Source organism: Bacillus sp. USDA818B3_A, assembly GCF_009928415.1.
Classification (GTDB): Bacteria; Bacillota; Bacilli; order Bacillales; family Cytobacillaceae; genus Neobacillus.
Genome location: NZ_JAABNN010000020.1, coordinates 33,642 through 57,017 on the forward strand (window position 1 = coordinate 33,642; position 23,376 = coordinate 57,017).

At 37.7% G+C, this 23,376-nt stretch carries 22 protein-coding genes and 1 pseudogene; 7 read left to right on the forward strand and 16 right to left on the reverse strand.

Going from position 1 to position 23,376, the window contains the following annotated elements:
- Window positions 1-219: 219 nt before the first annotated feature.
- Both GXK58_RS21985 and GXK58_RS21990 read right to left on the reverse strand, forming a co-directional pair.
- The gene (locus tag GXK58_RS21985; protein WP_160725326.1) at window positions 220-2,637 is read right to left on the reverse strand and encodes a DEAD/DEAH box helicase family protein; all 2,418 of its coding nucleotides are present in this window, start codon (window positions 2,635-2,637) and stop codon (window positions 220-222) included.
- Window positions 2,630-2,956, reverse strand: a complete 327-nt coding sequence (locus GXK58_RS21990; RefSeq protein WP_160725327.1) for a nucleoside triphosphate pyrophosphohydrolase — start codon at window positions 2,954-2,956, stop codon at window positions 2,630-2,632. The genes GXK58_RS21985 and GXK58_RS21990 overlap by 8 nt, the downstream gene beginning before the upstream one ends.
- 108 nt (window positions 2,957-3,064) lie before the next feature.
- On the opposite strand from GXK58_RS21990, the pseudogene GXK58_RS27125 reads away from it, so the two are divergent.
- Window positions 3,065-3,183 (forward strand): annotated as a pseudogene (locus tag GXK58_RS27125) (D-lyxose/D-mannose family sugar isomerase); the annotation flags it as partial.
- Between the two features lie 208 nt (window positions 3,184-3,391).
- Window positions 3,392-3,922 carry a type 1 glutamine amidotransferase domain-containing protein gene (locus GXK58_RS21995; protein ID WP_160725328.1) on the forward strand — a complete coding sequence of 177 codons (531 nt, stop codon included), beginning with the start codon at window positions 3,392-3,394 and terminating at the stop codon, window positions 3,920-3,922.
- Between the two features lie 449 nt (window positions 3,923-4,371).
- Here GXK58_RS21995 and GXK58_RS22000 read toward each other — a convergent pair whose 3' ends face one another.
- Window positions 4,372-5,049: a hypothetical protein gene (locus GXK58_RS22000; RefSeq protein WP_160725329.1), complete on the reverse strand. Its 678-nt coding sequence runs from the start codon at window positions 5,047-5,049 to the stop codon at window positions 4,372-4,374.
- Window positions 5,050-5,336: 287 nt separating this feature from the next.
- Entirely contained in the window at window positions 5,337-5,780 is a 444-nt protein-coding gene (locus GXK58_RS22005; RefSeq protein WP_237389749.1) for a GmrSD restriction endonuclease domain-containing protein, read from the reverse strand.
- Between the two features lie 1,299 nt (window positions 5,781-7,079).
- Here GXK58_RS22005 and GXK58_RS22010 point away from each other — a divergent pair.
- Both GXK58_RS22010 and GXK58_RS22015 read left to right on the forward strand, forming a co-directional pair.
- Complete coding sequence (locus GXK58_RS22010) at window positions 7,080-7,556, forward strand: pyridoxamine 5'-phosphate oxidase family protein (protein WP_160725331.1); 477 nt, start codon at window positions 7,080-7,082, stop codon at window positions 7,554-7,556.
- 287 nt (window positions 7,557-7,843) lie between these two features.
- Window positions 7,844-8,227, forward strand: a complete 384-nt coding sequence (locus tag GXK58_RS22015; protein ID WP_160725332.1) for a MazG nucleotide pyrophosphohydrolase domain-containing protein — start codon at window positions 7,844-7,846, stop codon at window positions 8,225-8,227.
- 111 nt (window positions 8,228-8,338) lie between these two features.
- On the opposite strand, the gene GXK58_RS22020 is transcribed toward GXK58_RS22015, so the two are convergent.
- On the reverse strand, window positions 8,339-9,172 hold the full coding sequence (locus GXK58_RS22020; protein ID WP_160725333.1) for an NAD(P)-dependent oxidoreductase: 834 nt from the start codon (window positions 9,170-9,172) through the stop codon (window positions 8,339-8,341).
- Window positions 9,173-9,221: 49 nt separating this feature from the next.
- On the reverse strand, window positions 9,222-9,794 hold the full coding sequence (locus tag GXK58_RS22025) for a carboxymuconolactone decarboxylase family protein (RefSeq protein WP_160725334.1): 573 nt from the start codon (window positions 9,792-9,794) through the stop codon (window positions 9,222-9,224).
- 115 nt (window positions 9,795-9,909) lie between these two features.
- On the opposite strand from GXK58_RS22025, the gene GXK58_RS22030 reads away from it, so the two are divergent.
- On the forward strand, window positions 9,910-10,782 hold the full coding sequence (locus GXK58_RS22030; protein ID WP_160725335.1) for a LysR family transcriptional regulator: 873 nt from the start codon (window positions 9,910-9,912) through the stop codon (window positions 10,780-10,782).
- 165 nt (window positions 10,783-10,947) lie between these two features.
- Here the strand turns inward: GXK58_RS22030 and aroE are convergent, their stop codons facing one another.
- The gene (aroE, locus tag GXK58_RS22035; protein WP_160725336.1) at window positions 10,948-11,844 is read right to left on the reverse strand and encodes a shikimate dehydrogenase; all 897 of its coding nucleotides are present in this window, start codon (window positions 11,842-11,844) and stop codon (window positions 10,948-10,950) included.
- A 45-nt stretch (window positions 11,845-11,889) separates the two neighbouring features.
- The gene (gene argH, locus GXK58_RS22040; protein ID WP_160725337.1) at window positions 11,890-13,413 is read right to left on the reverse strand and encodes an argininosuccinate lyase; all 1,524 of its coding nucleotides are present in this window, start codon (window positions 13,411-13,413) and stop codon (window positions 11,890-11,892) included.
- Window positions 13,414-13,848: 435 nt separating this feature from the next.
- Between argH and GXK58_RS22045 the strand changes: the two genes are divergently transcribed.
- Window positions 13,849-14,748: an RCC1 domain-containing protein gene (locus GXK58_RS22045; protein ID WP_160725338.1), complete on the forward strand. Its 900-nt coding sequence runs from the start codon at window positions 13,849-13,851 to the stop codon at window positions 14,746-14,748.
- A 746-nt stretch (window positions 14,749-15,494) separates the two neighbouring features.
- Here the strand turns inward: GXK58_RS22045 and GXK58_RS22050 are convergent.
- The 7 genes from GXK58_RS22050 to kynU form a co-directional block, all read right to left on the reverse strand.
- A complete protein-coding gene (locus GXK58_RS22050; protein ID WP_160725339.1) occupies window positions 15,495-15,632 on the reverse strand; it encodes a YjcZ family sporulation protein in 138 nt (45 codons plus the stop codon).
- 211 nt (window positions 15,633-15,843) lie between these two features.
- Window positions 15,844-15,945: a YjcZ family sporulation protein gene (locus GXK58_RS22055; RefSeq protein WP_160725340.1), complete on the reverse strand. Its 102-nt coding sequence runs from the start codon at window positions 15,943-15,945 to the stop codon at window positions 15,844-15,846.
- 243 nt (window positions 15,946-16,188) lie between these two features.
- Window positions 16,189-16,590, reverse strand: coding sequence for a YndM family protein (locus GXK58_RS22060; RefSeq protein ID WP_160725341.1), 402 nt, complete (start codon window positions 16,588-16,590; stop codon window positions 16,189-16,191).
- A gap of 241 nt (window positions 16,591-16,831) precedes the next feature.
- Window positions 16,832-17,455, reverse strand: a complete 624-nt coding sequence (gene kynB / locus GXK58_RS22065; protein WP_160725342.1) for an arylformamidase — start codon at window positions 17,453-17,455, stop codon at window positions 16,832-16,834.
- Between the two features lie 67 nt (window positions 17,456-17,522).
- A complete protein-coding gene (kynA, locus tag GXK58_RS22070; RefSeq protein WP_160725343.1) occupies window positions 17,523-18,371 on the reverse strand; it encodes a tryptophan 2,3-dioxygenase in 849 nt (282 codons plus the stop codon).
- 64 nt (window positions 18,372-18,435) lie between these two features.
- Window positions 18,436-19,854, reverse strand: a complete 1,419-nt coding sequence (locus GXK58_RS22075; RefSeq protein ID WP_160725344.1) for an amino acid permease — start codon at window positions 19,852-19,854, stop codon at window positions 18,436-18,438.
- Window positions 19,855-19,867: 13 nt separating this feature from the next.
- Window positions 19,868-21,142, reverse strand: coding sequence for a kynureninase (kynU, locus tag GXK58_RS22080; RefSeq protein ID WP_160725345.1), 1,275 nt, complete (start codon window positions 21,140-21,142; stop codon window positions 19,868-19,870).
- A gap of 205 nt (window positions 21,143-21,347) precedes the next feature.
- On the opposite strand from kynU, the gene GXK58_RS22085 reads away from it, so the two are divergent.
- Window positions 21,348-21,962: a TetR/AcrR family transcriptional regulator gene (locus tag GXK58_RS22085; protein WP_160725346.1), complete on the forward strand. Its 615-nt coding sequence runs from the start codon at window positions 21,348-21,350 to the stop codon at window positions 21,960-21,962.
- A 67-nt stretch (window positions 21,963-22,029) separates the two neighbouring features.
- Here GXK58_RS22085 and GXK58_RS22090 read toward each other — a convergent pair whose 3' ends face one another.
- Entirely contained in the window at window positions 22,030-23,322 is a 1,293-nt protein-coding gene (locus GXK58_RS22090) for a Zn-dependent hydrolase (RefSeq protein WP_160725347.1), read from the reverse strand.
- Window positions 23,323-23,376: the final 54 nt, after the last annotated feature.

A 23,376-nucleotide genomic window follows, 5' to 3' on the forward strand; every position in this document is an offset into this window, starting at 1 on the left:
GAATTTATTACCTTAAATTATAACACTGTACTACATTAAAATTGCATTTACTTCCATTTTGGTTCTCTAGCATATACTAGACGATAATATGTTCGGATCAATCGTTTCAGAGGATTATATAAAGCGTTGCTACCTTTTAATATAAAAAAAGGGATCGCACCTTCCAAAACAGAAGTGACCCCTTAAGTTAGACTATATTTCCAACTAAAAGGGGTCACTTCAATTTTGATGAATTTTAGCTTTCCGTTCAAAATGATAATGCAGACGGTATTCACAAATCTCTTTTGTCCAATTGAATAGGATTTCCTCATCTTCTTTAGCAACATCAAGATTAAACCGAAAAACGTTATTTTCAAAAGAAGTTAGCTTACCTTTCCACATTGTCATTGGCATTGTAACAATCAATTTACTTACTTTTTCCTCACTATAATCCCAAAGTTTTACGGAAGATTTATCGGAAAAATCGATTCTCTTCCGATGCTCTTTCTCCATCAAAAAGTGATGAAAAAATGGTGCAGCCTCGGATGGAGTGATTGGATCAAACCAATGGGAAGGGCCGCGTTCTAGCATGGCCAGTAAGACAACCATCTTATAACTTTTAGTCATTCCTGTTTTCTCTACTTCAATAAACCAATCCTCATATCGATTAAATACTTCCAATTCCTCAGAGGTTAATTCGTCCGCCCATTTTAAAAACCCAAAATACGTTTTAAATTCCTGTTTATACTGAGGTGAATCAGAAGCACCAATTAAATGCAATTCCAAGTAAGTTGGTCTTCTACCAAGCTCCCTCTTCAAAACCATATAATCATTAAGCAGCTTTTCTCTTCTTGGCTGCCTTTTTCGTGACATTTCTCGGAGTAAATTGATTACTTCTATATCCAAGTCCATCTCACAAAATTGCGGCAGAGATGGCTGAATGTTTCTGGTCCTTCCTTCACTAGGCTGGGTATCAAGTAAACTAAGCTTAATATCTGCATTTCGATAGTTTCCAATAAGATCAACGATGACACAGCTTTCTTTCCCTGGATGTAATCGAAGTCCACGCCCAATTTGTTGTGTAAAGACCGTTAACGATTCAGTCGGTCTGACAAACAATAACGTGTCTACTTCTGGTATATCCACACCCTCATTAAAGAGATCAACTGTAAAAATCACATCCATTTCTCCCTTGGAAAGCTGGGAAATGGCTTCCTTTCTACCAACGCTGATTTGCTGTGAATGAAGACTTACAGTTCGATATCCACGGTTATTAAAATAGTCCGAGAGAAAGTTTGCTTGCTTTATGGAAGAACAGAAGCCAATCGTTCTTGTCTGTTTCTTCTTTTCCCATGCTTCCAGGATCTTTTTGGCCAATTCCTCTCTCATTTGAGCGAGAAGCAATTCTTCTTCATCATATCGGTTACCTAGCCAGGTAATTTGACTATAATCAGTATCATCATAAACGCCAAAATATTTAAATGGAGATAACCACTCTCTTTGGATTGCTTCAAGAAAATCAAGACGGAAGGCAACGTTCCCGTCACAAATCGCGTAAACGTCTTTATTATCATTTCGGTCAGGTGTAGCGGTTATCCCCAGCAAAAACCTTGGTTGAAAATATTCTAGTGCTCTTTTATAGGACTCTGCCGCCGCATGATGGAATTCATCCACAATGATTAAATCAAACTCTCCAGGATGAAACTTTTCGAGATGCGTTTTCATACTCAATGTATAAATGGATGCAAAAATAGCATCCGCTTCACTTTCTTTTACCTTACCATTATAAATACCATATCGTTTATCCGGCATAACTTTTGCGAAGGATTCTTTTGCTTGATGAAGAATTTCTTCCCGGTGGGCAATGAAAAGAATTTTATTAAAATTTTGAGCAAAAAATCCAGCCAAATAGGTTTTTCCTAGTCCCGTCGCCATGACAACCAGGGCCTTGTTATACTCTTCTTCCAGTGTTTTGTTTAACTCCTCAAGAGCTTCAATTTGAGCAAATCTTGGTTGAATTGCCCCATAGGAAGCTGGTGGGTCTACAATAATTTCTGGCTGTATTGGAGCCTCTTTCTTCGAAGGGAGCATTAAATCTAACTCTTCAAGTTCAGACCATTTTTTGGTTAGGTTTGGATATTTTCTTTGGTATCTTTCAAAACTAGTTCTATATTCTTCTAATGTTTCCTTATTCAAGGATACTGTCTGGTCAGCATAAAATAGTCTTAGAAATTCGGATTGAGCTTCATCAAACACTTCTTGTTCATCTTTAACAGCTAGGTTCCATTCCACTCCATTACAAAGTGCTGACCTAGAGAGGTTTGAGGAACCTACAAACAGGAGTTTTTGTTCATTTGACTGAAATATGTAGGCCTTTGGATGAAAGGATACTCCGTTACTTTTCCAAATTCTAATTTCAATTCGTTCATCAATTGATAGCAATTCATCAAGGGCATCCGGCTGCGTTATGTATAAATAATCACCGGTACAAATTTTAATATCTGCCCCATCTTTTGCCGCTCTTTTTAAACTTTCTTTTAAAAATTGTACTCCTGATTTCATAATAAATGAGGTCAGGATACAAATAGATGATGACTCTTCTGTCTTTTCTAATAAGTGCTTTCCTAGTTCCCCAGTTATTAGTTCAACCTTACTCATCCTCAACCTCTATTAAAAAGATCATATCCTCAAATCCTCCGCGATTTTCTGCCTTCATTCGGCGGACTTCTTCTACTTTTTCAATAGAAGATCCGTGGCACTTAGCGAGTGCATGGATAATTTCTAATAGATCAGCTAATTCTTCGATAGCTTCTTGATCATTTTCTGCTTTCAAATACTCATCAAGTTCTTCTTGGCTCTTATTTTTTAATTCAGTTGCGTATTCTTCATTGCCTAGAATTTTTGTGCTAAATTTCTTACCAGTGCTTTCTATTATTTTCGGGATCAGATCACGTACGAGTTTGTTGTGTATGGGCATGTCATGTTACCTCTCCAAATTAGTATAAGAATATTATAACTAACGGAAAAAAGGATTTAAATTATTAAGTTAAATAAAATATCCATAAAAACCTATATTCCTAGGTAGAATACAAAGCACTGGTTTAAAGCGGGAGAGATGGAGCCATTATCTCTGAATTTTCATCTAATAGTGAGGATGAATCGGATATCTTTACAGACCCAAGAATAAAACGTGTTCAAGATTAATTAGAGAGTAAAGATAGAATTATTTGTAAGAAACAGCCCTTGTTATTGGAATGAGTTTTTGTATGGTAACTCTATCCTTGGAGATGGACCGTATGCCAATTATCAAATTGGCATACGGTCCATTGTTTTGACAGCTCCTAAATACAAGTATCACTTGCCAGTCATTAACAGTTTCTAGTATAGTTTAATAAAAAAGGATGATGGTTCAATGCGTTTAAAAGGAAAAAAGATTATAAGCCTTGTTGATCATGAATTTGAGGACTTGGAGCTTTGGTATCCTGTACTTAGACTTCGTGAAGAAGGAGCGATTGTAGATATTGTTGGAGATGAGGCAAATAAAAAGTATATCGGGAAATACGGTGTTCCTGTTGAGTCTAGTTTTGCCTATGAAGATGTAAAAGCGGAAGATTATGATGCTATATTGGTTCCAGGTGGTTGGGCACCTGATAAGATTCGTCGTTTTTCATCTGTTTTATCCCTCATTCAAGAAATGAATGAGGCCGAGAAGCCAATTGGCCAGATTTGTCATGCTGGATGGGTATTAATTTCTGCCAAGATCTTAAATGGAAAGAATGTGACTAGTACGCCAGGAATTAAGGATGATATGGAAAACGCCGGAGCCATTTGGTATGACGAACCGGTTGTGACTGATGGACATCTCGTATCAAGCCGCCGTCCTCCAGATCTACCTGATTATTTACGGGAATTTATAACCGTATTGGAAGGTAAAAATAAATAGGAATGTATAAAAGCATGGATTTCCATGCTTTTTCATATAGATGAAGTGACTTATTTCCATTACTTAATATAAGCCTTAAGCAAAATCCGTGTTAGGTTTTAGTCGAAAAATTTACTTTCATGGCTTCTTTAACTAACAAACCGCCTTTGCCTGCTCTTTTAATCCCCCCTCCCCCTCCGTATAAATTCTCTAATACAGCCTTTTATCCAAACTTACTTTTAAACTAAAAACCCCCCTAATATTATTAGTGCAATTTAAGGGGGGCACTTCAGTTTGCAAGTTGCAAAATGGCTGTATTTTTCCGTTAAATCAACATAGTTATTTTTTATGAGTTTCGAATTTAATATCAAGCAAACTTATTGCTAATAAATACTGAACTATATAAAAAAACTTATATTATTCCTGCTTTTAAAGTAAGCAACTCTAGTTCAACGGTCTACCAAAAGAAGCTATGATTTCATCCCACTTAAATTGGAAATTGGTTTTGCCATCGCATTGCTTATTAGGTCTATTAAGGACTTAGCTCGTTTAATGAAATAATCATCAAAATTATTCGTATGTAAATCTTGAACATCTATCTTATGTGATGCTATATAACTATCAAGATTTGCACTATCTACATGATTATTTAACTTAATTCTCTTCAAATATTCACTTGGTGAATTTCCTCCAATTATTCGGTTAGTTCTAGCAAATAATGGTGTTTTGTTTACGATGGAATTCCATTTTGTTTTACTTATATTTTCTGATTCACAATATGCACGTGGGAAGATATGGTGAATATCAGTATTTTCATCCAAGAAAACAGTAAAATCCATAGGACTTCCACTTATAAAATCTAAGCATCCCGCTTTTAAAAGTAATGCCATTACTCCTTTATATGCAGCACTCAATCGTGATTGAAGAGATAATAGCCTAGTCGGTTGGAAATACGCTCTCTGAACGGTATCTGGTTCGCTTCCTCCGTTAATCCATTCCAACATTCCGCCAACATCATTTGCATATCTTGTTTCATTTGCTCCACCATACATTTCACCAAATACACCACACCAATACCAAGAAGAAATTTTCTCTTTAATAACGCTGTCTTGTGTTTTTGACTTTAGGATTGTGAATATTACTGCCATTGGAATTAACTGTGTACTATATGGTAAATCTCTCGACGAAAAAATACGTTGTTCTTTTAAAAAGATAGCTGCTTGAATAAATCCTTCCGTTAACTCATCAGCATATTTTTTATATTTTGATAAGGAAAGTTTTAATACATCCCGCTTTTTACAGCTTATTGCTTCCCCACCGTTGATTTTTATGTAGTATCTGTCTAATAAGGTAATTGCAGTTAAAAAATCCGTCGACGAGACAACAGATAAGATAGCTTCTTTCTGGTTTGAAAGAGATAAAGTGGATTTTTCACTTACCTTTTATATCTTGTTTCCCAATCTTTCCTTAGTTCAAAATTATCAGCTGCAAAGGTAGCTGTAATTAATTCAAACACAGTTAATGAGACTCCACCTGTATTAACATTCTCGAATACCTGGCAGACAGCTTCTTTAGGGGTATCTTTATTCAATGAAATCACCGGAACTTTAAAACTTTGAATAGGAACCAGAACCTCAGCAAAAAACTGAGCATACTTTTGTAATATAACTGGGTCGTAGTTATAATACTTTTGGTAATCATTCATCCACATTTGACTATCAATTGGATCAAAAACAATATTCAAAGGAAACATATGATTTTTACATTCTTTATCCCTTGTACTTAAATCAAGCTCTATATCCCTTCCAAAATTTGATCGCACAATTTTATCTTCAGGTACTGAGATAATTGCATTCACTCGATCAGTTGTACTATTCAAACTGAGTTCTATATCTAAATAGTAGAATCGTTTTATTTCCTTATTCTTTTCCTTTATATGTTCCCCTAACTTCCGCTCTATTTTTCAAGTGTTGCAATCTCCATGTATTAGGGAATCCTTTAACTTTTTCCAAATCACTTGAATCAATCATAACTTCTCCGGTCAAGTTTTTCGAAGAGTCATTTAAGAATATCTTTGTAACATTATTACAAGTCTGATAATTATTATTCATTTATCTTGACCTTTCTCTTTTAGTAGTTGCGCTTCATATTTCCATATCTAGAATACTATCAATTCCGCAAAAGATCATTACAGAACCTTTCGGAATTTGTCGGACAAATTATTGGAACCACAGACCATTGTAAGGCTAGAATAAATATTTTAACAAAGAAAAAAATGTTCAAAATGCAAACCACTAAAAAAATTCATATAGAACATCTTATATCGATAATATAAAACCATTCAAAACGTAGTTGCTGGCAAATGAATCCGCGGATAGAGGTTTTGCCATTAAACGACAGCTTGAAATTATGGAATTTATTTTGAATAACTACATTAAAACCAAAGATATCAAATTGAAAATGATACGTTGAAAAATCTTGTGAGAATTTGAACTGTCAAAACCCAAGTAAAAATGACTGGGCCTGGGGTTCCGGCTGGCTATTTTTCACTTAAGTTACTATTTCATTAATCCTAATATGGCTAAAGGAAGAATTTCGTCTTCAACTTTTACCATTATGTTAGTTGGAATGATTATTTATATACACAAATTGGATCCAAACTTTGTCACTAACCTCTTCCTACTCAAAATATTTATCTGTCATGTCTTGCCAACCCCTCATCCTACGTATTTAAATGCTTGTAAGCCTGCAAATGGTTGGATACAACTATATGAATAGCACCAAATAGGAATGATTCAAATGAAACCGATTTGTTTTGAGTTTATTGGTGAAAAAAATAAAGTGGGTTGAATACATGAATTTCCTATGAGGAAAAAGCGACAGCATGAGTCCACATTAACAACTAATTAAAGGGTTCAAATGATTATTATTGATCATCTTTTTGCTATATCTAGCAATCCAATGGGAATGAGTCGGTGTTATTGATGATCATCTATATGTTCTACCATATAGATTCCTGTTTTCACACAGCATTCATAAATTACATAATAGATGTGAACCCCTCTTCCAACATGAATGAAGCCTTTACCAAAGGAAGTTCCCGAGAATCTTGAGAACAAGGATTAATGATATTTGTAAAGGGTAATATACCTTTAATAACACTATGAGGTGATGAAACATGATGAAACAAGAAGAAATCGAAACATTAAGAGAGTTAATCAAAGACGTAGACACGGCCATGCTGACTACATTATCTGAAGAAGGGCTTGTTTCTCGCCCTATGAAAACACAAGAAGTGGAGTTTGATGGTGACTTATGGTTTTTCACTAAAAAAGAGACTGATAAATATGAAGAAATTATACACGATCAAGATGTTAATGTGAGTTATGCAGGTAAATCCTATGTTTCCGTCCGTGGACGAGCGGAAATCGTAGAGGATTTAGACAAGAAAAAGGAATTGTGGAGTAAAGTATATGAGAAAATTATGCAAACTTCTTATGATGATCCTAACGTTGTCTTGATAAAAGTAAAAGCGGAAGCAGCCGAATATTGGGAAACCGGTAATTTCACGAAGAAAATTGCCTTTATGTATAAACGCATGACTGGGCAAAGTTCTGAATCGACAGATGTTAATGAAACGGTTGAATTGAATTAAATAACTGCAAAAAAAGGGTTGTCTTGTTGTAGGACATTCCATTTATCTCCGTTGAGTTACTTTGATCCATTATAGCCTATTAAATCCATAATCCTAGATAATGAAAAATAAAGATAATACCCTCTTTAGGTATTGTCTTTTTTCTTGCTGATTTTTAATTTTATATTGTTAACCCTAAAAAAACATTGAGACAGCCAATTTTGCGCTTTAAATTTATAATAAACCTTGAACTCTTTGTTATCTATTTATCTAATATTTATAATTATCATTTTGTAAGAGGTGCCACAATGAAGGAAATGCAGAAGTTCTTAAAAAAATATCATGAAGAAATGAACTGGGAAATCAATAATGAAAGTTATGAGACAACACGAGCTTCCCTTTTGAACAACTATATGCTCTTAACAACTGAAGTAGCCGAAGTCGCAGAAGAACTTAGAAAAGCTTTTAATTTTACCAATAGCAATATTTTAAACGGAATGGATGAAAGTGAAGCTTTTGATTTAGCGAAAGAAAATGCAAAGGATGAGTTAGGTAAGGAATTAGCTGATTGCTTAGCCTATATTATTAAATTTGCCAATTACTTTGAAATTGATCTGGAAGAAAGCTTTTACAAAAAGATGGATGAGGTCAAAAACCGCAAAAATAAAGATGTAAGTTTGTCTATAAAATAATATTCTTTTAAAGTTGGAAGTCATTAAATTGTATTTTATTGATTTTTATATAGTTATTAGGGGACCATCAATAGTCGTGGTCCCCCTTCCAATTAAATCTTTATTCCATTCTTAGGCTCTTGGTTTCTCTTTTCCCATTGCGTCAAATAACTGTGTGGATGATAGAGCGTTGAATGGTAAGGATATATTATGTTTAACCCCTTGGTTGTAGGCCGCTTTTAAGTCTTTAAGTAGAACAGACAAGGCGGTGTCTGCGGTCCATTCAGAAACATCGCTCCAATTTCTAACTACCCAGCTATCACCTGTACTAACTTGAAGTAAGTTCAATAACTCCTCTTGAGGTAAGTTATAGTGGTTCGCTAATTTAAGTCCTTCAGCGACAGCATTCATATTGATGCCGAGAATAAGATTATTAATTAATTTTGCTGTTTGGCTATTGCCTGTTTGATCCCCATAGTAAAAAATATTTGATCCCATCGCCTCAAAGTATGGTCGGAAGGATTTCACGATTTTCTCTGGACCTGATGTCATAATCGATAATGTTCCCGCTTGGGCTCCTGAAGCCCCTCCACTTACTGCCGCATCAATTAATCTCAAATCACTTTCTTCTTCCACCTTTTTGCCTAATTGATTCATGGTATCAGGGTCAAGTGTACTCATAACAATAATGGTTTTATCTTTAGGTTGGCCGGATACTAGACCGTACTGACCAAAAATAATGTCCACATTTTGATCATAGTCACGAACCATGGATATTATTGCTTCGTCCGCTTGTTCCGCCACTTCTTTTAAAGTCTCTACCATTGTTATTCCTGCAGCTTTTGCCTTCTCGTAAATACCTTTAAAGGCATCATAACCAATGACCTCAAAACCAGCTTTCTTTAAGTTAACTGCCATCGGGAAGCCCATGGTTCCTAATCCTACAAATCCAATTTTTTTACTCATGATTACGTTCCTCCCATTCTCTAACTGTAAATTTTACTTTTCTATTCTCTTACCCCTTGATCCAGTTTCCGTTCTCCTGCGCATCAATAGGAATGTTAAAAGTTTGGATAAAGGTTGATAACATTTTGTAATAACCAATGACAATCATGGCATCCGCCAATTCTTCAAGGGAGAATTGTTCAAGTGTGTGTTTGAATACAACAGCCGGCGCTTTACCTTGTTCAAGTATAAACTTTCCAAATCGCAACAAGGCCTGTTCCCGTACTGAGAAAGCATCATTATCATCAAAGCGTCGTTCAGCGATGGCGACGAATTGATCTTCACGCACCCCTGCCGCTTGGGAAATGGATACATGTTGTTCCCATTCATATTCGCAGCCTTCATGCCCTGCTACCTCCAGAATCAGAAGTTCTTTATGGTAATCGGATAGTGTAAGCTTTTTAAAAATGGCGTCGGTTAGATCCATTACTTCCACACAGGTACCTGGGCTATATCCCATCATCAGGAAAAAATTCACTATTGTTGGTAAGCTTTCATATCTTTGCCTTACTTGCTCAGGCAATTTGGTAAAATCAGGAAAATCAATATCTACTTTTGCACTTAACTTTTCATTACTAGACAATTTGTGTCACCCCTTTGAATGTTACAAGGCTAGTATACATCTGAGTTAATTATGGGTAAAATAGATAATTGGAATGCGAATCATGCGTATTTTTCATAGATCGGAGATAACAATCATGGACATACGTCACCTCACTTACTTTATCGAAGTAGCCAAATACAAGAGTTTTACCCAAGCTTCTAATTCCCTCCATTTGTCACAATCCACTATAAGTAAGGTAGTCAAAAACTTAGAAGAAGAATTAAATATTGAGCTTTTTGATCGGTCTGCAAAGAAAATTGAATTAACAGACGCAGGGGAAATTGTTTTAGCGGAAGGAGAAAAGATCTTGGAATCCCTTAATGATCTATCAGTCCACCTCTATGATTTATTGAACTTAAAAAAGGGAAAAATAAAAATTGGCATTCCGCCAATCATTGGTTTTTTATATTTTCCAACTATCATTAAGGGATTTAATAATCTATATCCTGATATCAAAATCAAGATTTTTGAAGATGATTCAAAAAAGGTTAAACAGGATGTCAAAGATGGAATATTAGATCTCGGTGTGGTTATCTTACCGGTGGATGAAAAGGAATTTGAAGTTGTCCCCTTTGTGAATGAAGAATTGTCTCTTTTTGTTCATCATTCCCATCCATTAGCGGAGAGAAAAGAAGTTGAAATGAAAGAGTTAAAAAATGAAACTTTTATTCTATTCAAGCAAGAATTTATACATGATCTTATCATTCAAGAATGTCTAAAAGCAGGTTTTCCTCCGAAAATTGCTTACGAAATCTCAGAGTGGGGTTTTATTAATGGAATGATCGCTGAAAACTTAGGGATTGCGATTTGCCCAAAACCGATGGCAAAAAAAGTCGACCAAGATTTAATCAAAGTGATTCCCATCATTAATCCAAGCTTTCCTTGGAATTTAGGGTTGATATCCAAAAAGCAGAAACACAATTCACCTGCCGTTCGCGAATTTATCCAGTTTGTTTCAGCTAACTGACCTATAATTTTTGATAACTGAAACTTCGTTATACTGTTAAATAAATACCCTTTAGGGTGAATATATATAGAAAACCAACAAGGTTAAATCACGATCCATGAGGGCATTTCTGGAGGTTTTTAGCTGGCTTTTGACTCCAAGAAGCCCTCTTTGTGAACACAATACTTAGTCAAACATGATTTTTTTAATCTCTTCAATGGGCATATCTTCACCCGTAAATAGTTTAAAGGCAATGGCACCCTGCCACAGCATCATACCTAACCCATTAATGACTGTTGATCCGGCCTCTTCTGCTAACTTTAATAGTTTGGTTTTGTGAGGATTATACACAACATCTGTTACGACTAATCCTTCACGCAGTACCCCTAAATGATCATCCACGATACTTAAGTGATCAAAAGGCTTCATCCCTAAACTTGTACCATTTGCTAGTACAGCACTTTCTGCCACTTCACGTTGGAAAGTCTTCTTATCTTCTAGTGAAAAGATATTTGCTCTAACACCATAATCTTTCATTTCATTGTTAATTTTATCTACATTCTTTTCAGCTTGGTGGAAGAATTTATCTTTACGTGCAAAAATACTGATTTCGCTAATACCCGACTGGGCTAATTCCATGGCGATAGGTGTGGCAGCGCCCCCGGATCCAACTAATGTCACTTTTTTATTATTCAACTCTACCCCGTGTACCTCAAGATTCTTCACATACCCTTTTCCATCTGAATTATATCCAATTAACCTGCCATCTTTATTTACCACCGTGTTTACCGCACCAGTATATTTAGCGCTTACATCTAGTTCATCCAAATATTGAATGATTTCCATTTTATTTGGCATGGATACATTGAACCCAGCTGCATCTAGAGCTCTCATTCCTTCTACCGCTTTCTCGAGCGTTTCATTCCCTACTTCAAACGCAAGATAAGCGTAGTTTAAACCCTTCAAGGTATATCCTAAATTATGCATTCTAGGTGATAAACTGTGTCCTATTGGTGTAGCAAGTAATCCTACTAATTTTGTCTTACCATTAATTTTTTCTAAGTTTTTTTGAAAGATTGTCATTGTTATATCACCTTGAATTTTTTTGATTATTTCTAATAACCGTTCTTAATTCTTGTCTTCATCCGTTTTGTCCCAATTGCTTGTTAGTTGATCTAGTTTTTCCATACAAACTTTAATTCTCTTAACTTCACTATGTTGTAAAGAAATATTGTGGTGCAGACTAGCTTCTCTTTCCATAATCGCCCGCTTCATTTCCTCGGGTGCTGGTCCGCCAGGAAGCGATCGAATTTTAACAAAATGTTTGGGATCCATTGCTGTACGAATGATCTCCTCCGGTACATTCAACGGATGTCCGATAACTGCATTTGCTGCTTCATCAACCAGTACAGAGGTAACCTGTGTAGCATTCCATCCTCTTGACATGGCGATTTTCACTACCTGACTGGCTACGGAGTGAGAGGTTCGAAACGGGATGTTTGCTTCCCTGAACAGAGTGTCGGCTAATTCCGTAATTGTCGCAAAACTTTCTTGGGCCCTTCTTTTTAACAATTCTTCATTCACTTCAATTGTTCCTACCACCACTTTTGTTAACCGAAAAACTTGATCGATAAGATGCAGGCCCTTCCATAAATACGGCTGAAGGTCATCTTCGGTATCGTTTATATCTCCGTATGGTGTATTATGTAACATTTGAAGGACGGTTTGGGCATTTCCAATCCCGCTTGAGCTTAAGGCACGAATATGCTCGAGTGAGACAGGATTTCTTTTTTGCGGCATAATGGAACTCGTTTGGACATAGGGATCTGCCACTCGAATTGCTGAAAATTCTTGACTGGACCATAAAAGAAGATCTTGTGAAAATCGGCCGAGATTAATAAAGGCTAATTGGATTGCAGTGGCAATTTCCCCTAAATAATCGGCACCGCCAATCGCATCATAGGCACTCTTAATGATGTTCGGAAATCCTAAAAGCTCGGCGACAGTCTTACGGTTAATCGGAAAACCGGTTGTTGTGAGGGCCGCCGCACCGAGGGGACTCACGTTGCATGTATCATAGGCCGCCTTTAGTCTTTTTAAATCACGGTCAACGACATCATACATTCCTAAGAGATAATGAGAGAACGTCATCGGCTGGGCCTGCTGTGTATGTGTATGTCCGAGGACAATGGTTTCCTTATAGGTGTCAATCACTTTCAAAAGTGTTTCTTGAAAGGAAAGCAGCGCCTCAACGGCGACTAGTATCTTTTCCCTAAGAACCATTCTGTACATGGCCACACCCATATCATTTCGGCTCCGTGCAAGGTGCAAACTCCCACCCACTTCGCCTGCAACTTTCATAATTTGGCTTTCTACAAGAAAAAACAGATCCTCATACTGTCCATCATAGGTGGATTGCAGAATGGTCTCTTTATCAATCGTGTTGATTCCTGCAAAAATTTTGGACGCTGCACTCTCCTGTAACAGACCTTGTTCCACCAGCATAATCAGGTGGGCTTTATGGATGGCGAGCATCGGCTCAAGGAAAGTTTGCTTGGCATGCTCATATGCAGGTGCCAATACTACCTCTGAATAGGTCGCTCCGGGAAACTTCCGCCCTTCCTTTTCAAATATGCGATCCTTTTTACTCATCACAATCCCCCCGATAGAATAAAGTCTGCAATTCTAGATTTAGTTTATGCTCCTAGCCTATTTATGTTAAAAAAAGCATGAACAATTGTTGTTCATGCCATCGGTTGTCCGGAAGACATTTCCTATCATTTATGTATATTGAATAATCTCCTGGTTTTTAATTTTTCAGGTTATCTAGTTTTTCAGATATAGATTTTAAGATATTGTTCTTTTCCTGCTGTATCTTTAGAATTTTTATTAAAAACCATATAATAAACACAACAGGAACAAGATAAAAAAGAAAGCTCACAAGTGGAAATATTGAAAAAAGTATATTCTGTGACATATCCAAACCCCCTTTATTTTGGATAATTATACCATACTATAACACTCTAAAGTTACATATATATTCACATTTCGTATCTGCATGGTTGCTTGTATTCAAGGAGGTAGAACATGGATTACATCTTACCGAAAGAAGCGTTGTTAAAGTTGAATAGGCGGCATAAAAATACCATAGCGGCGGGTCGTCGTCATACCGTTGGGCTTAAATCGGACGGTACAGTGACAGCTGTTGGTGATAATAAAACTGGCCAATGTAATGTTAGCAACTGGTACGATATTGTAGAGATTGCGGCGGGTAATGTCCATATGGCGACGAACACGGGAAATGCTCATACCATCGGACTTAAATCGGATTGTACAGTGATGGCTGTGGGGTGGAATCAACATGGCCAATGCGATGTAGGTGGCTGGCGCGATATTGTAGCAGTGGCCGCAGGCTGGCGTCATACTATTGGGCTTGTTTCTGATGGTACAGTGGTTGCTGTGGGTCCAAATAAGGAAGGTGAATGCAATGTTAACAGCTGGCAGGATATTGTGTCGGTGGCCGCGGGAGACTGGCATACCATCGGACTTAAATTAGACGGCACGGTGACGGCTGTGGGTAATAATCGGTATCGCCAATGCAATGTAAGCAGCTGGTGCGATATTGTGGCAGTTGCGGCGGGTTATCTTCATACTATCGGCCTTAAATCGGACGGCACGGTGACGGCTGTGGGTTTTAATAAACATGACCAATGCAATGTTATCGGCTGGAGAGATATTATCTCGATTGCTGTGGGTAGTAATCATACCGTCGGACTTAAATCGGACGGTACGGTGATTGCTGTGGGCTGGAATGAGTATGGCCAATGTAATGTATGTGATTGGCAGGATATTGTCGCCATTACAGCGGGCTGTGCTCATACTGTTGGACTTAAATCGGACGGCACGGTGGTGGCTGTGGGTGATAATGAATATGGCCAATGCGATGTAAGCGGGTGGAGCGGTATTCTACTTCCCGGCACCGTGTAGCATGTCTTTAAGATCCTATGAACCTAGTCCAAAGATGGATATCTTTTATGAAAAATGCGCCTGTCTCCAGATGGTGGACAGGCGCTGTTTTTTATCAAGGCTATGTAATTACTAATTGTTAAATTCACTGTGTTTGAAAAATAAACGGAAAAATTCCATTTAAAACGGGAAATACCCCTATTTCATTGAATATAAAGGAAGTTTTTCCGTTTATATATTCCAAATCTTTGGATTTTGTCTTGTTTAACGTAGTTAATCAGAAATTCTCCGCTTATATCTGCTTATTAAGCTATCTCTATATACATTAGCCGGAAATTCTCCGCCTATGAATTTCCATACCTATTCGAACTCAACAATGAATAAGAACGAAGTCTTTCAAATGTAAAAAACTATTAGGAAATACATCCACACTTTCAATTAGCTTACCACACACTAAAATTACCTCCACACCAACCTCCGGTCGGGAGAATCTACACACTAAGTAGAGCCGCATTAGCGAATAAAACTTTTACCTGCCCTAAAAATACAAAGAAGAAAGGCATTTGATTCCTTTCTTCTTTAGGAGGTATGCATCCAATGTATCCGTCTGTATTGGAGGCTTACAATAAAATATGCCTAATTGCTTATTCCGTGCGGGTACATAAATAATAAACATCAACTAGGCATACAGATTATCTACCGTTCACAGCTGTTAGTTTTTCATAAATAAAAAAAGGTCCTTTAAGTGAAGGAGCTCTCCTACTTAACTAATAAAAACAAGAACAGCCAATAATAATTAAAAGGATAAATAATACTACAATTAAAACAAAGGTGTTTCCGCAGCCCCCATAACCAGATCCGTAGCCATAGCCGTAACCGCATCCACATCCACCATATCCAAACATATAAAATTCTCCTTTCTTTACTTAAGGCTATTTTCGCAACGATTGTTGTTTATCGTATAAGTTCATCAACCCGTATAACTATATCCTCAGTAGCATCTTTCCGTAAAAACATTTGCGAAAATTGCCTACAATCTTAAGTTATGACCCTTATTTAGGTCCAAAAAAAACAAGTTTACGAAAAGATCCTTAATAAAACAAAATTAACTAAATCTTAATACCAACCACCACAAAAAGAAGCACCTATAATAATCAATAAAATAAACAAAACAACAATTAAGGCAAATCCGCTGCCGTAACCTACACCATCAGCCATCTATTTTTACCTCCTTTCGATTCCTTGGTATAACCTATGTAAAAATTCAAAAAGTGTTAAGTAGCAATTAAAAAATGCTATAAATAGCAGTATCTTTTTTGAATATAAAAAGAGCCAAAATACGCAAGTAGTTTATAAAAACTTGCCTATTTTAGCTCTATATTTTCCCCTTCATTGTGCGATCGATGGTGGTTAGTGCGATGTTCAAATCAGTAAAAAGGACTTTCAGAGAGTCCCTTTTTATTAGGATGCGGTGCTATGATGGTTAGGTTTCTCATCAAATACGTTGTTATTAAGATACCTGTGGAAGAACCATTCCCCTATACCAACCACAATAGCAGAAAGCAGGGCTGCTTCAAACATGTCATTGTCACCAGCAAAAATATCTTTTCCCATGAAATAAACAATAACAAAGGTTAATACCGCATCGGCTAGAGTTGCGGTGATGTTTCTTTTTGTGTAGTCGGAATCGTCACCTGCTTTTCGGAATATAAACAAATCACCAATAACATAAGCTAGAACAGTTAAGACAACGCTTATCCAGAGAGTATCACTAAATTCTCCGTCAAAAATACCAGTAAGAATAATTCCTAATACAACAGTAATCATCACCAGTTTAATAATGATTGCTTTAATGTGGTCCATTATATTCCCTCCTTTAATTGATATCGAATATATACCCAGTTGACTAAGTTATAAGCAGAAATATTTATATTTGCGTTCCCATTTTCACAGTAATTTTAATATAATTTAAACCTGCTCCGGAAGTTCAGGCTAGTTAGACAAACTTAGGAAAACTCAAAAAAACCACCCTAAGTAGGATGGTTGAGTACATGGCGGCCTTGCTTGGCTAGCCTTTTAAGGTATTTGGTAAACTGTAAATCTACTAAATTTTCCGCACCACTGCACGGACCGGACTCCCATCAGCATTAGCGAGTGCAAGCGGGAGAGCTGCTAGTTCATAGTCGCCTGGAGTGATGTTGTCTAACACCAAACCTTCAAGGATATGGATTCCATGATTGGCAAGTTCATGGTGTGCCGAAAGCTCTTTACTATCGATGGGGTCGACTGACGGCAAGTCGAGACCAATCAGACGGACTCCAAATTTTGCTAAATACGACGCTAATTCGGGTTCAATCCTAGGGATAACAGTCGGGAAATGCTGCCGTTTGGTCCATGCATCTGTCCTGATTAATAAACGAGTGACCCCTGTTAGCTCGAAATCAGATAATTCTTTGACTCCGATGGATGGCTTATTGGGCAAATGGATCACCCTAGACCTGCCAATGTATAAATTCACATCGAGATCGATCACTTTCTTCCCATCATCATCAAAATGAAAAGGGGCATCTATATGCGTGCCGGTATGGGTACTCATGGTGATTTGCCCAACATTGACTGAGCCACTCTCTTCTTTATTCCACGTTAGTTTATAGGAGAAAGGAGTATCACCTGGCCAAACAGCGACCTTTTCATTCAGTCGTTGTGAAATATCAATCCACTCACTCATGCAAACTACCTCCATCTCTTCTACCATTTCTTTACTTTGCTCTTTTTTAAATAAAAATGCTGCTATGTTATAGTTTCGTTCTTAAACTCCACAGTTCTGGGAAAAAGTGATGATCCAGCGCTCTCTTTAAATAGCTGACACCCGATGATCCCCCGGTTCCTTGCTTGTGGCCAATGATTCTTTCCACCGTACTCATATGATTAAAACGCCATAACATTTGCTGATTGCCGATATCAATTAGCTTCTCTGCCAACTCATATAAGTCCCAATATTGTCCCACATTACGGTAAACGGTCAGCCATCCTTCTTCCACGCTGTCATTTGGTTCATAATTTTTCGATACATCTCGATTAAGCACTTCTGAATCGACAGGTATTCCACGGGCAGCAAGAGCCTTTATGGCCGCATCATAAATACTTGGTGTATTTAGTGCTTCCTGCATTTGTTCATAAAGCTCTGTTTGATGTTGATAGACGGCTAAAGTGTGGACATTCTTGTTCCCCAATGCAAATTCAATCAACCTGTTCTGATAAGACTGGAAACCTGATGATTGACCCAGCTTATCCCTAAACTCCAAGTACTCTGAAGGGGTCAACGTAGAAAGAACACTCCACGACTGAATCAATTGCTGTTGAATTCTGGAAACACGCGATAGAATTTTAAATGATGGTTCTAAATCGTTTCGGCTTATACAATCAATCGCTGCTGTCAATTCATGGATAATTAATTTCATCCATAATTCACTTGCCTGATGAATAATGATAAATAACATTTCATCATGGTGACCAGATAAACGATGTTGACTGGACAAAATCTGATCGAGATGAAGGTAATCCCCATATGACATGGATTCTTGGAAATTTGTTTGAATGTTTCCCTCTAGCTTTGGGTTTGTCCCTTTTTCATTTGTATTCATATGATAACGCCCCATTCTTTTCAGTTAAATTGCCGTGGAATACGTAATCCTTACTATTAAAGAGTTAGTTAATTTTCTCATTAATTTCATCTGTTGGATTTTGATTCATTGTTCTTTTTTTAAAAAAAGGATAGATAGCAGTTAAACACAGTAACCATGGGATACCGAATTGCAGCATGATTTTAAAATCAGTAAACCAGGTGGTGATCATTAAGCTCAGGAGAAGGACTGCTCCTGCTATTGTTAAATATGGAAACCCGGGCATTTTAACAGGCAATTTTCTGCCGCCTGACTTCTCCCATTTTTTTCTGAAAAACAAGTGTGAAACAAAAACCATAAACCATGTGAAAATAGCACCGAACATAGAAATTCCCATCATAAATGCATAAGAGGAATCTGGTAATAAGGCATTTACCGCTGCTGCAAGTAAAATTCCTAGAGTAGAAATGGCCAGTGCCCCAAGAGGAACCCCTTTTTTGCTTAATTTCCCGAAAACGGCTGGTGCTTGATTTCCTTGGGAAAGTGAAAACATCATTCGGGTAGAAGCATACAATTGACTATTCATCGCTGATAAGGCAGCAGTTAAAATAACAAAATTCATGATTCCGGATGCACCAGGAATATTTAATAGCTCCATTACTTTCACAAATGGACTTTCTTCCACTCCCGCTGAGCTCCAAGGAACAATCATTAACATGATGCCAATCGTCAAGATATAAAAGACTGATAAACGGAAAAGTGTTGCCTTCAACGCTTTTGGCACGGCAACATCCGGGTCTTTCGCTTCACCCGCTGTGACCGCTATTAATTCTGTTCCTAAAAAGCTAAAAAGAGAAATAAAAACAGCCACCCACGTTCCCCACCAGCCGAACGGTAAAAAACCCCTGTCATTCACTAAGTTTTTTGGTCCCATATTCGGTTCTGCATGCCCGCCTAAAAAAACATAGGCTCCAAGGAGAATAAAACCAACGATGGCACTTATTTTAATCATGGAGAACCAATACTCAAAAGTCCCAAAAGCATTTACACTTGTGGCATTAATATAAATGAGGACTAGCGCAAATAGGACGATCCAAACGATTCCAGGCACATGTGGAAACCAATACTTCATATAAACAGCAATGGCACTTACCTCTACTCCCACAGCAAGAACGTTTGCGATCCAATAGGAATATCGGACAAGATAGCCTGTAAACGGATTAATATATTTTTCTGCAATCGTGCCAAAAGATCCGGTCGTAGGATGCGCTACCGTCATTTCCGATAAACACCCCATTAATAGTAGGACAATCAATGCACCTATTGCATAACTGAGTATTACACCGGGTCCTGCCGTACTAATGGCCATACCACTGCCCAGAAAAAGGCCAGTTCCTATGGCACACCCCATGGCAATCATCGTAAGCTGATTCGTTTTTAGTTCTCGCTTTAATCCCTTTTCTTTGGCATTTCCACTCTTCCGTTGAGCATTTTTGTCCTCCATATACATCCCCCTTTTAGGCTACGATTTCACGTTCATTCTCAAATTTTTCATATTGCTTCTCTTTCATAATAGTCTTGAGTAATTGTACCACAGTCCAAACTTCCTCGTAGGAGGTATAAAGGGCAACTGGTGCAAGACGAATGATATTCGGTGCTCTGAAATCTGGAATAATACCATTTTCTTTTAAGGATTTACATATCCTTGCTGCTTCTTTATGCTCAAGGCTTATATGCCCGCCACGGCGGTTGTCTTCTTTTGGTGTACCAACGAAAAATCCCATGTCCTTTAGCTCATTTTCAACTAAATCTATTAAATATTGATTTAGTTTAAGAGACTTTTGACGAATATTTTCAATGCCTGCTTCTGTAAAAATTTCTAATGACCCTAACAAAGGGGCTGCACTTAAAATATGAGGGGTTCCTATTTGGAATGCTGCAGCTGAATGAGCTGGTGTGAATGTATGCTCCATATCAAACTGTTTCTCTTTTTTAGAACCAAACCATCCTGCCAAGCCAGGAATTTCCCCAAAATGTTTTCGATTTACAAATAAGCCTCCAACACCTCCTGGGCCCCCATTTAAATGTTTATAATTACACCAAAAGGCAAAATCAACGTCCCACTCACTAAAAGAATGGGGAATCGCGCCAACCGAATGGCATGCATCAAATCCGATTAAGATACCTCTATTATGTGCTTCAGCGGTTAATCGTTTGATATCTAAAATTTGACCGCTGCGGTAAAGGACCGTAGGCAGGATGATCAGAGCAATGTCGTCGTTCATCGCTTCAATAATGTCATCCTCTTCTAAAAAGCGGCCATCACGGCTTTTCACACGAATGAGATGCGAATCGGGATCATATCCGTGGTTGCGTAACTGGCTTTGAAGCGCATAAATATCTGTTGGAAAGGTTAGTTCATCTGCTAGAATTTTCGTGCGCAGTCCTTCCGGTTTATAAAATGTGGATACCAACTGATGGAGATTGACGGTTGTAGAACCCGTGACCATGACTTCTTCAGCTGAGGCTCCCACTATCGGTGCAAGCTTCTCGCCCAACTCTTCTGTCATAAAGAACCATGGATGTTTCCCTTGTGTCCAGCCATCAATCCCATATTCTTTCCAATCCTCTAAGGATTCTAATAGAGTCTTTTCCGCTCTTTTCGAAAGAAGTCCTAATGAGTTCCCGTCCATATAAATGGTTCCAGGCTTTAGATAGAACTCTTCTCGAAAATGTCTAAGGGAATCTTCCTTATCCAATTCTTTCGCGTAATCTAAACCTTCTAGCATCATGATTCTCCCCTTTGCAATTAAAAGAATAGTTTTGTAAAACGCTTTCAATAATAATATTGACATCATGTCAGTATTATTATTGAATGAATATGACACTAAGTCAATATTATTTTTTGAAAGAAGGATTAGTTTAATTAGATCCCTTTATTTTTTTGAATAATACCTATATTCTAATATTATGAGATGAGTGTGTGGAGGAATAATAATGAAGCAAGATCATGTGGAGGATAAACGACATTTACGATCGATGTTAACGAGGCAGAAATTATTAGAGGCTGCCAAAGAGGTTTTTCTCAGGGAAGGGTACCAAAAAGCGACCATTTCCCAAATGATTAAAAAAGCGAACATCGGATATGGAACTGCCTATGTACATTTTGAAGGAAAAGAAGATCTCTTAATTGTATTAATGGAGGATGTCATGCAGCTTTTTTTTACAATCGCAGAGACCTCCTTTCACCCAAAAGTAAAACAAGAAGCGGAAGAAATCATCTACCAACAAGCCAAATCTTTTCTATTAATGGCAGAGGCTGAACAAGATATGATGCAGGTCTTTGAACAGGCCATTGGAATTTCTCCTTTAGTATCTGATAGATGGAAAACCATTCGGGAAAAATTTATTCAGCGAATTTCACAGGACATCGCCTATGTACAACAGACCGGATTGGCTAGGTCCGAATTAAATCATGAGATCGTCGCACGAAGTTGGTTTTTTACAAATGAAATGTATTTATGGGAAATTGTCCGAAAGGAACAACATCATTCTGTTGAGGAAATCGCTAAAACGATTACCTCTTTCTATGTAACAGGACTTTATATCTGATACTAAAAAGAAAGCACACGTTCCATTTGCTTTCTTTGAAGTATGGTTGAATATTTTTATATTACATTTATAAAAGTTTTAATGTTGTCCTGAATAGTACCTCGCACCCAAGGGCCACGTCTTCATACGAACTCCACTCATCTGGATGATGACTAATGCCATTCTGGCTTCTTACAAAAATCATGCCAATATCTGTGAGTTCTCCCATCACCATCGCATCATGCGCAGCCCCGCTTGGTAATTCATACACAGGAGACTGTAATTCTTGAAGAGAATCTTTTACTGCGTTCATCACGACCGGCGAACTCATCACAGATGATACCGATTGAACCTGCCTAATTTCACACTTTAACCCTCGGTTTGCAGCTATGGCCCGGATAGAATCATAGATTTTCGTAACCGTATTTTCACGCCGCTCATTCGCTATATCCCGAACATCCAGTGTAAAATCCACTCTCCCGGGAATGACATTACTGCTTCCGGGCTTGACTTCCAATTTTCCTGCTGTTGCGACACTTCCGTTACTTTCCTGGGCGATTTTCTCAATCGCTAGTATACATTCGGCTGCAGCTGTTAAAGCATCTTTTCTCTCTTTCATCCAGGTCGTTCCTGCATGTCCTGCTTCACCTGTGATCGTTACTTCCGCCCATTCTCCGCCAGAGATTCCCGTAACGACTCCAACAGCTAAATCTTTATTTTCTAACACTTTTCCCTGCTCAATATGTACTTCAAGATAAGCTTTTACTTCCCTCTTACTTAACTTAGCTTGTTCTAGACGGTCTGGATTAATCTGATTAAAATATTCCCCCTCTAGAGTGGCTTTCCTCATGACCTCAAGATAGGAGATCCCATCTTTATCTGTTGCTAAAGCTAAATTTTCCTTCAATTTTTCCGCACCTTCTGTTCCGACCAAAGCGGTGCTGCCTACAAAACCATAATCAAAACGAGCTCCTTCCTCATCTGTTAAGGATACAACCTTTATCGTTCGATCAGGTTGAATTCCTTTGTCTTTCAATGTACAAAGGACCTCAACACCCATCAGAACACCCATGGCTCCATCAAAACGACCGCCTGAATTCACGGTATCCAGGTGAGAACCTATAAGAATGGCAGGTAATTCTGGGTTTTTACCGATTATTTGCCCAAAGATATTTCCAGCTGCGTCCATATAAGGCGATAAGTCCGCTTGTTCTAAAAGTTTTAGAAACCATTTTCGTGCTTCGATATCCTTTTGATCAAATGAGTTCCGAGTAACCCCGCCATTATCTCCTTCTCCTATTTTTCCTAGAGCCATTAATTGGTTCCAAAGGCGGTTTTGATCAATGGTTAAATTTAAACTCTCCATAAAATTTGCTTCCATAGAATCCCTCTCAATTTCAAATTAAAAAACCTTTCTAATTCCTGATGATGCATG

What these genes read in the sequence shown, in the direction of transcription:
- GXK58_RS21985 (WP_160725326.1), bottom strand. Translation starts at nt 2,637, where the DNA reads ATGAGTAAGGTTGAACTAATAACTGGGGAACTAGGAAAGCACTTATTA.
- GXK58_RS21990 (WP_160725327.1), bottom strand. Translation starts at nt 2,956, where the DNA reads ATGCCCATACACAACAAACTCGTACGTGATCTGATCCCGAAAATAATA.
- GXK58_RS21995 (WP_160725328.1), top strand. Translation starts at nt 3,392, where the DNA reads ATGCGTTTAAAAGGAAAAAAGATTATAAGCCTTGTTGATCATGAATTT.
- GXK58_RS22000 (WP_160725329.1), bottom strand. Translation starts at nt 5,049, where the DNA reads ATGGCAGTAATATTCACAATCCTAAAGTCAAAAACACAAGACAGCGTT.
- GXK58_RS22010 (WP_160725331.1), top strand. Translation starts at nt 7,080, where the DNA reads ATGATGAAACAAGAAGAAATCGAAACATTAAGAGAGTTAATCAAAGAC.
- GXK58_RS22015 (WP_160725332.1), top strand. Translation starts at nt 7,844, where the DNA reads ATGAAGGAAATGCAGAAGTTCTTAAAAAAATATCATGAAGAAATGAAC.
- GXK58_RS22020 (WP_160725333.1), bottom strand. Translation starts at nt 9,172, where the DNA reads ATGAGTAAAAAAATTGGATTTGTAGGATTAGGAACCATGGGCTTCCCG.
- GXK58_RS22030 (WP_160725335.1), top strand. Translation starts at nt 9,910, where the DNA reads ATGGACATACGTCACCTCACTTACTTTATCGAAGTAGCCAAATACAAG.
- aroE (WP_160725336.1), bottom strand. Translation starts at nt 11,844, where the DNA reads ATGACAATCTTTCAAAAAAACTTAGAAAAAATTAATGGTAAGACAAAA.
- argH (WP_160725337.1), bottom strand. Translation starts at nt 13,413, where the DNA reads ATGAGTAAAAAGGATCGCATATTTGAAAAGGAAGGGCGGAAGTTTCCC.
- GXK58_RS22045 (WP_160725338.1), top strand. Translation starts at nt 13,849, where the DNA reads ATGGATTACATCTTACCGAAAGAAGCGTTGTTAAAGTTGAATAGGCGG.
- GXK58_RS22050 (WP_160725339.1), bottom strand. Translation starts at nt 15,632, where the DNA reads ATGTTTGGATATGGTGGATGTGGATGCGGTTACGGCTATGGCTACGGA.
- GXK58_RS22055 (WP_160725340.1), bottom strand. Translation starts at nt 15,945, where the DNA reads ATGGCTGATGGTGTAGGTTACGGCAGCGGATTTGCCTTAATTGTTGTT.
- GXK58_RS22060 (WP_160725341.1), bottom strand. Translation starts at nt 16,590, where the DNA reads ATGGACCACATTAAAGCAATCATTATTAAACTGGTGATGATTACTGTT.
- kynB (WP_160725342.1), bottom strand. Translation starts at nt 17,455, where the DNA reads ATGAGTGAGTGGATTGATATTTCACAACGACTGAATGAAAAGGTCGCT.
- kynA (WP_160725343.1), bottom strand. Translation starts at nt 18,371, where the DNA reads ATGAATACAAATGAAAAAGGGACAAACCCAAAGCTAGAGGGAAACATT.
- GXK58_RS22075 (WP_160725344.1), bottom strand. Translation starts at nt 19,854, where the DNA reads ATGGAGGACAAAAATGCTCAACGGAAGAGTGGAAATGCCAAAGAAAAG.
- kynU (WP_160725345.1), bottom strand. Translation starts at nt 21,142, where the DNA reads ATGATGCTAGAAGGTTTAGATTACGCGAAAGAATTGGATAAGGAAGAT.
- GXK58_RS22085 (WP_160725346.1), top strand. Translation starts at nt 21,348, where the DNA reads ATGAAGCAAGATCATGTGGAGGATAAACGACATTTACGATCGATGTTA.
- GXK58_RS22090 (WP_160725347.1), bottom strand. Translation starts at nt 23,322, where the DNA reads ATGGAAGCAAATTTTATGGAGAGTTTAAATTTAACCATTGATCAAAAC.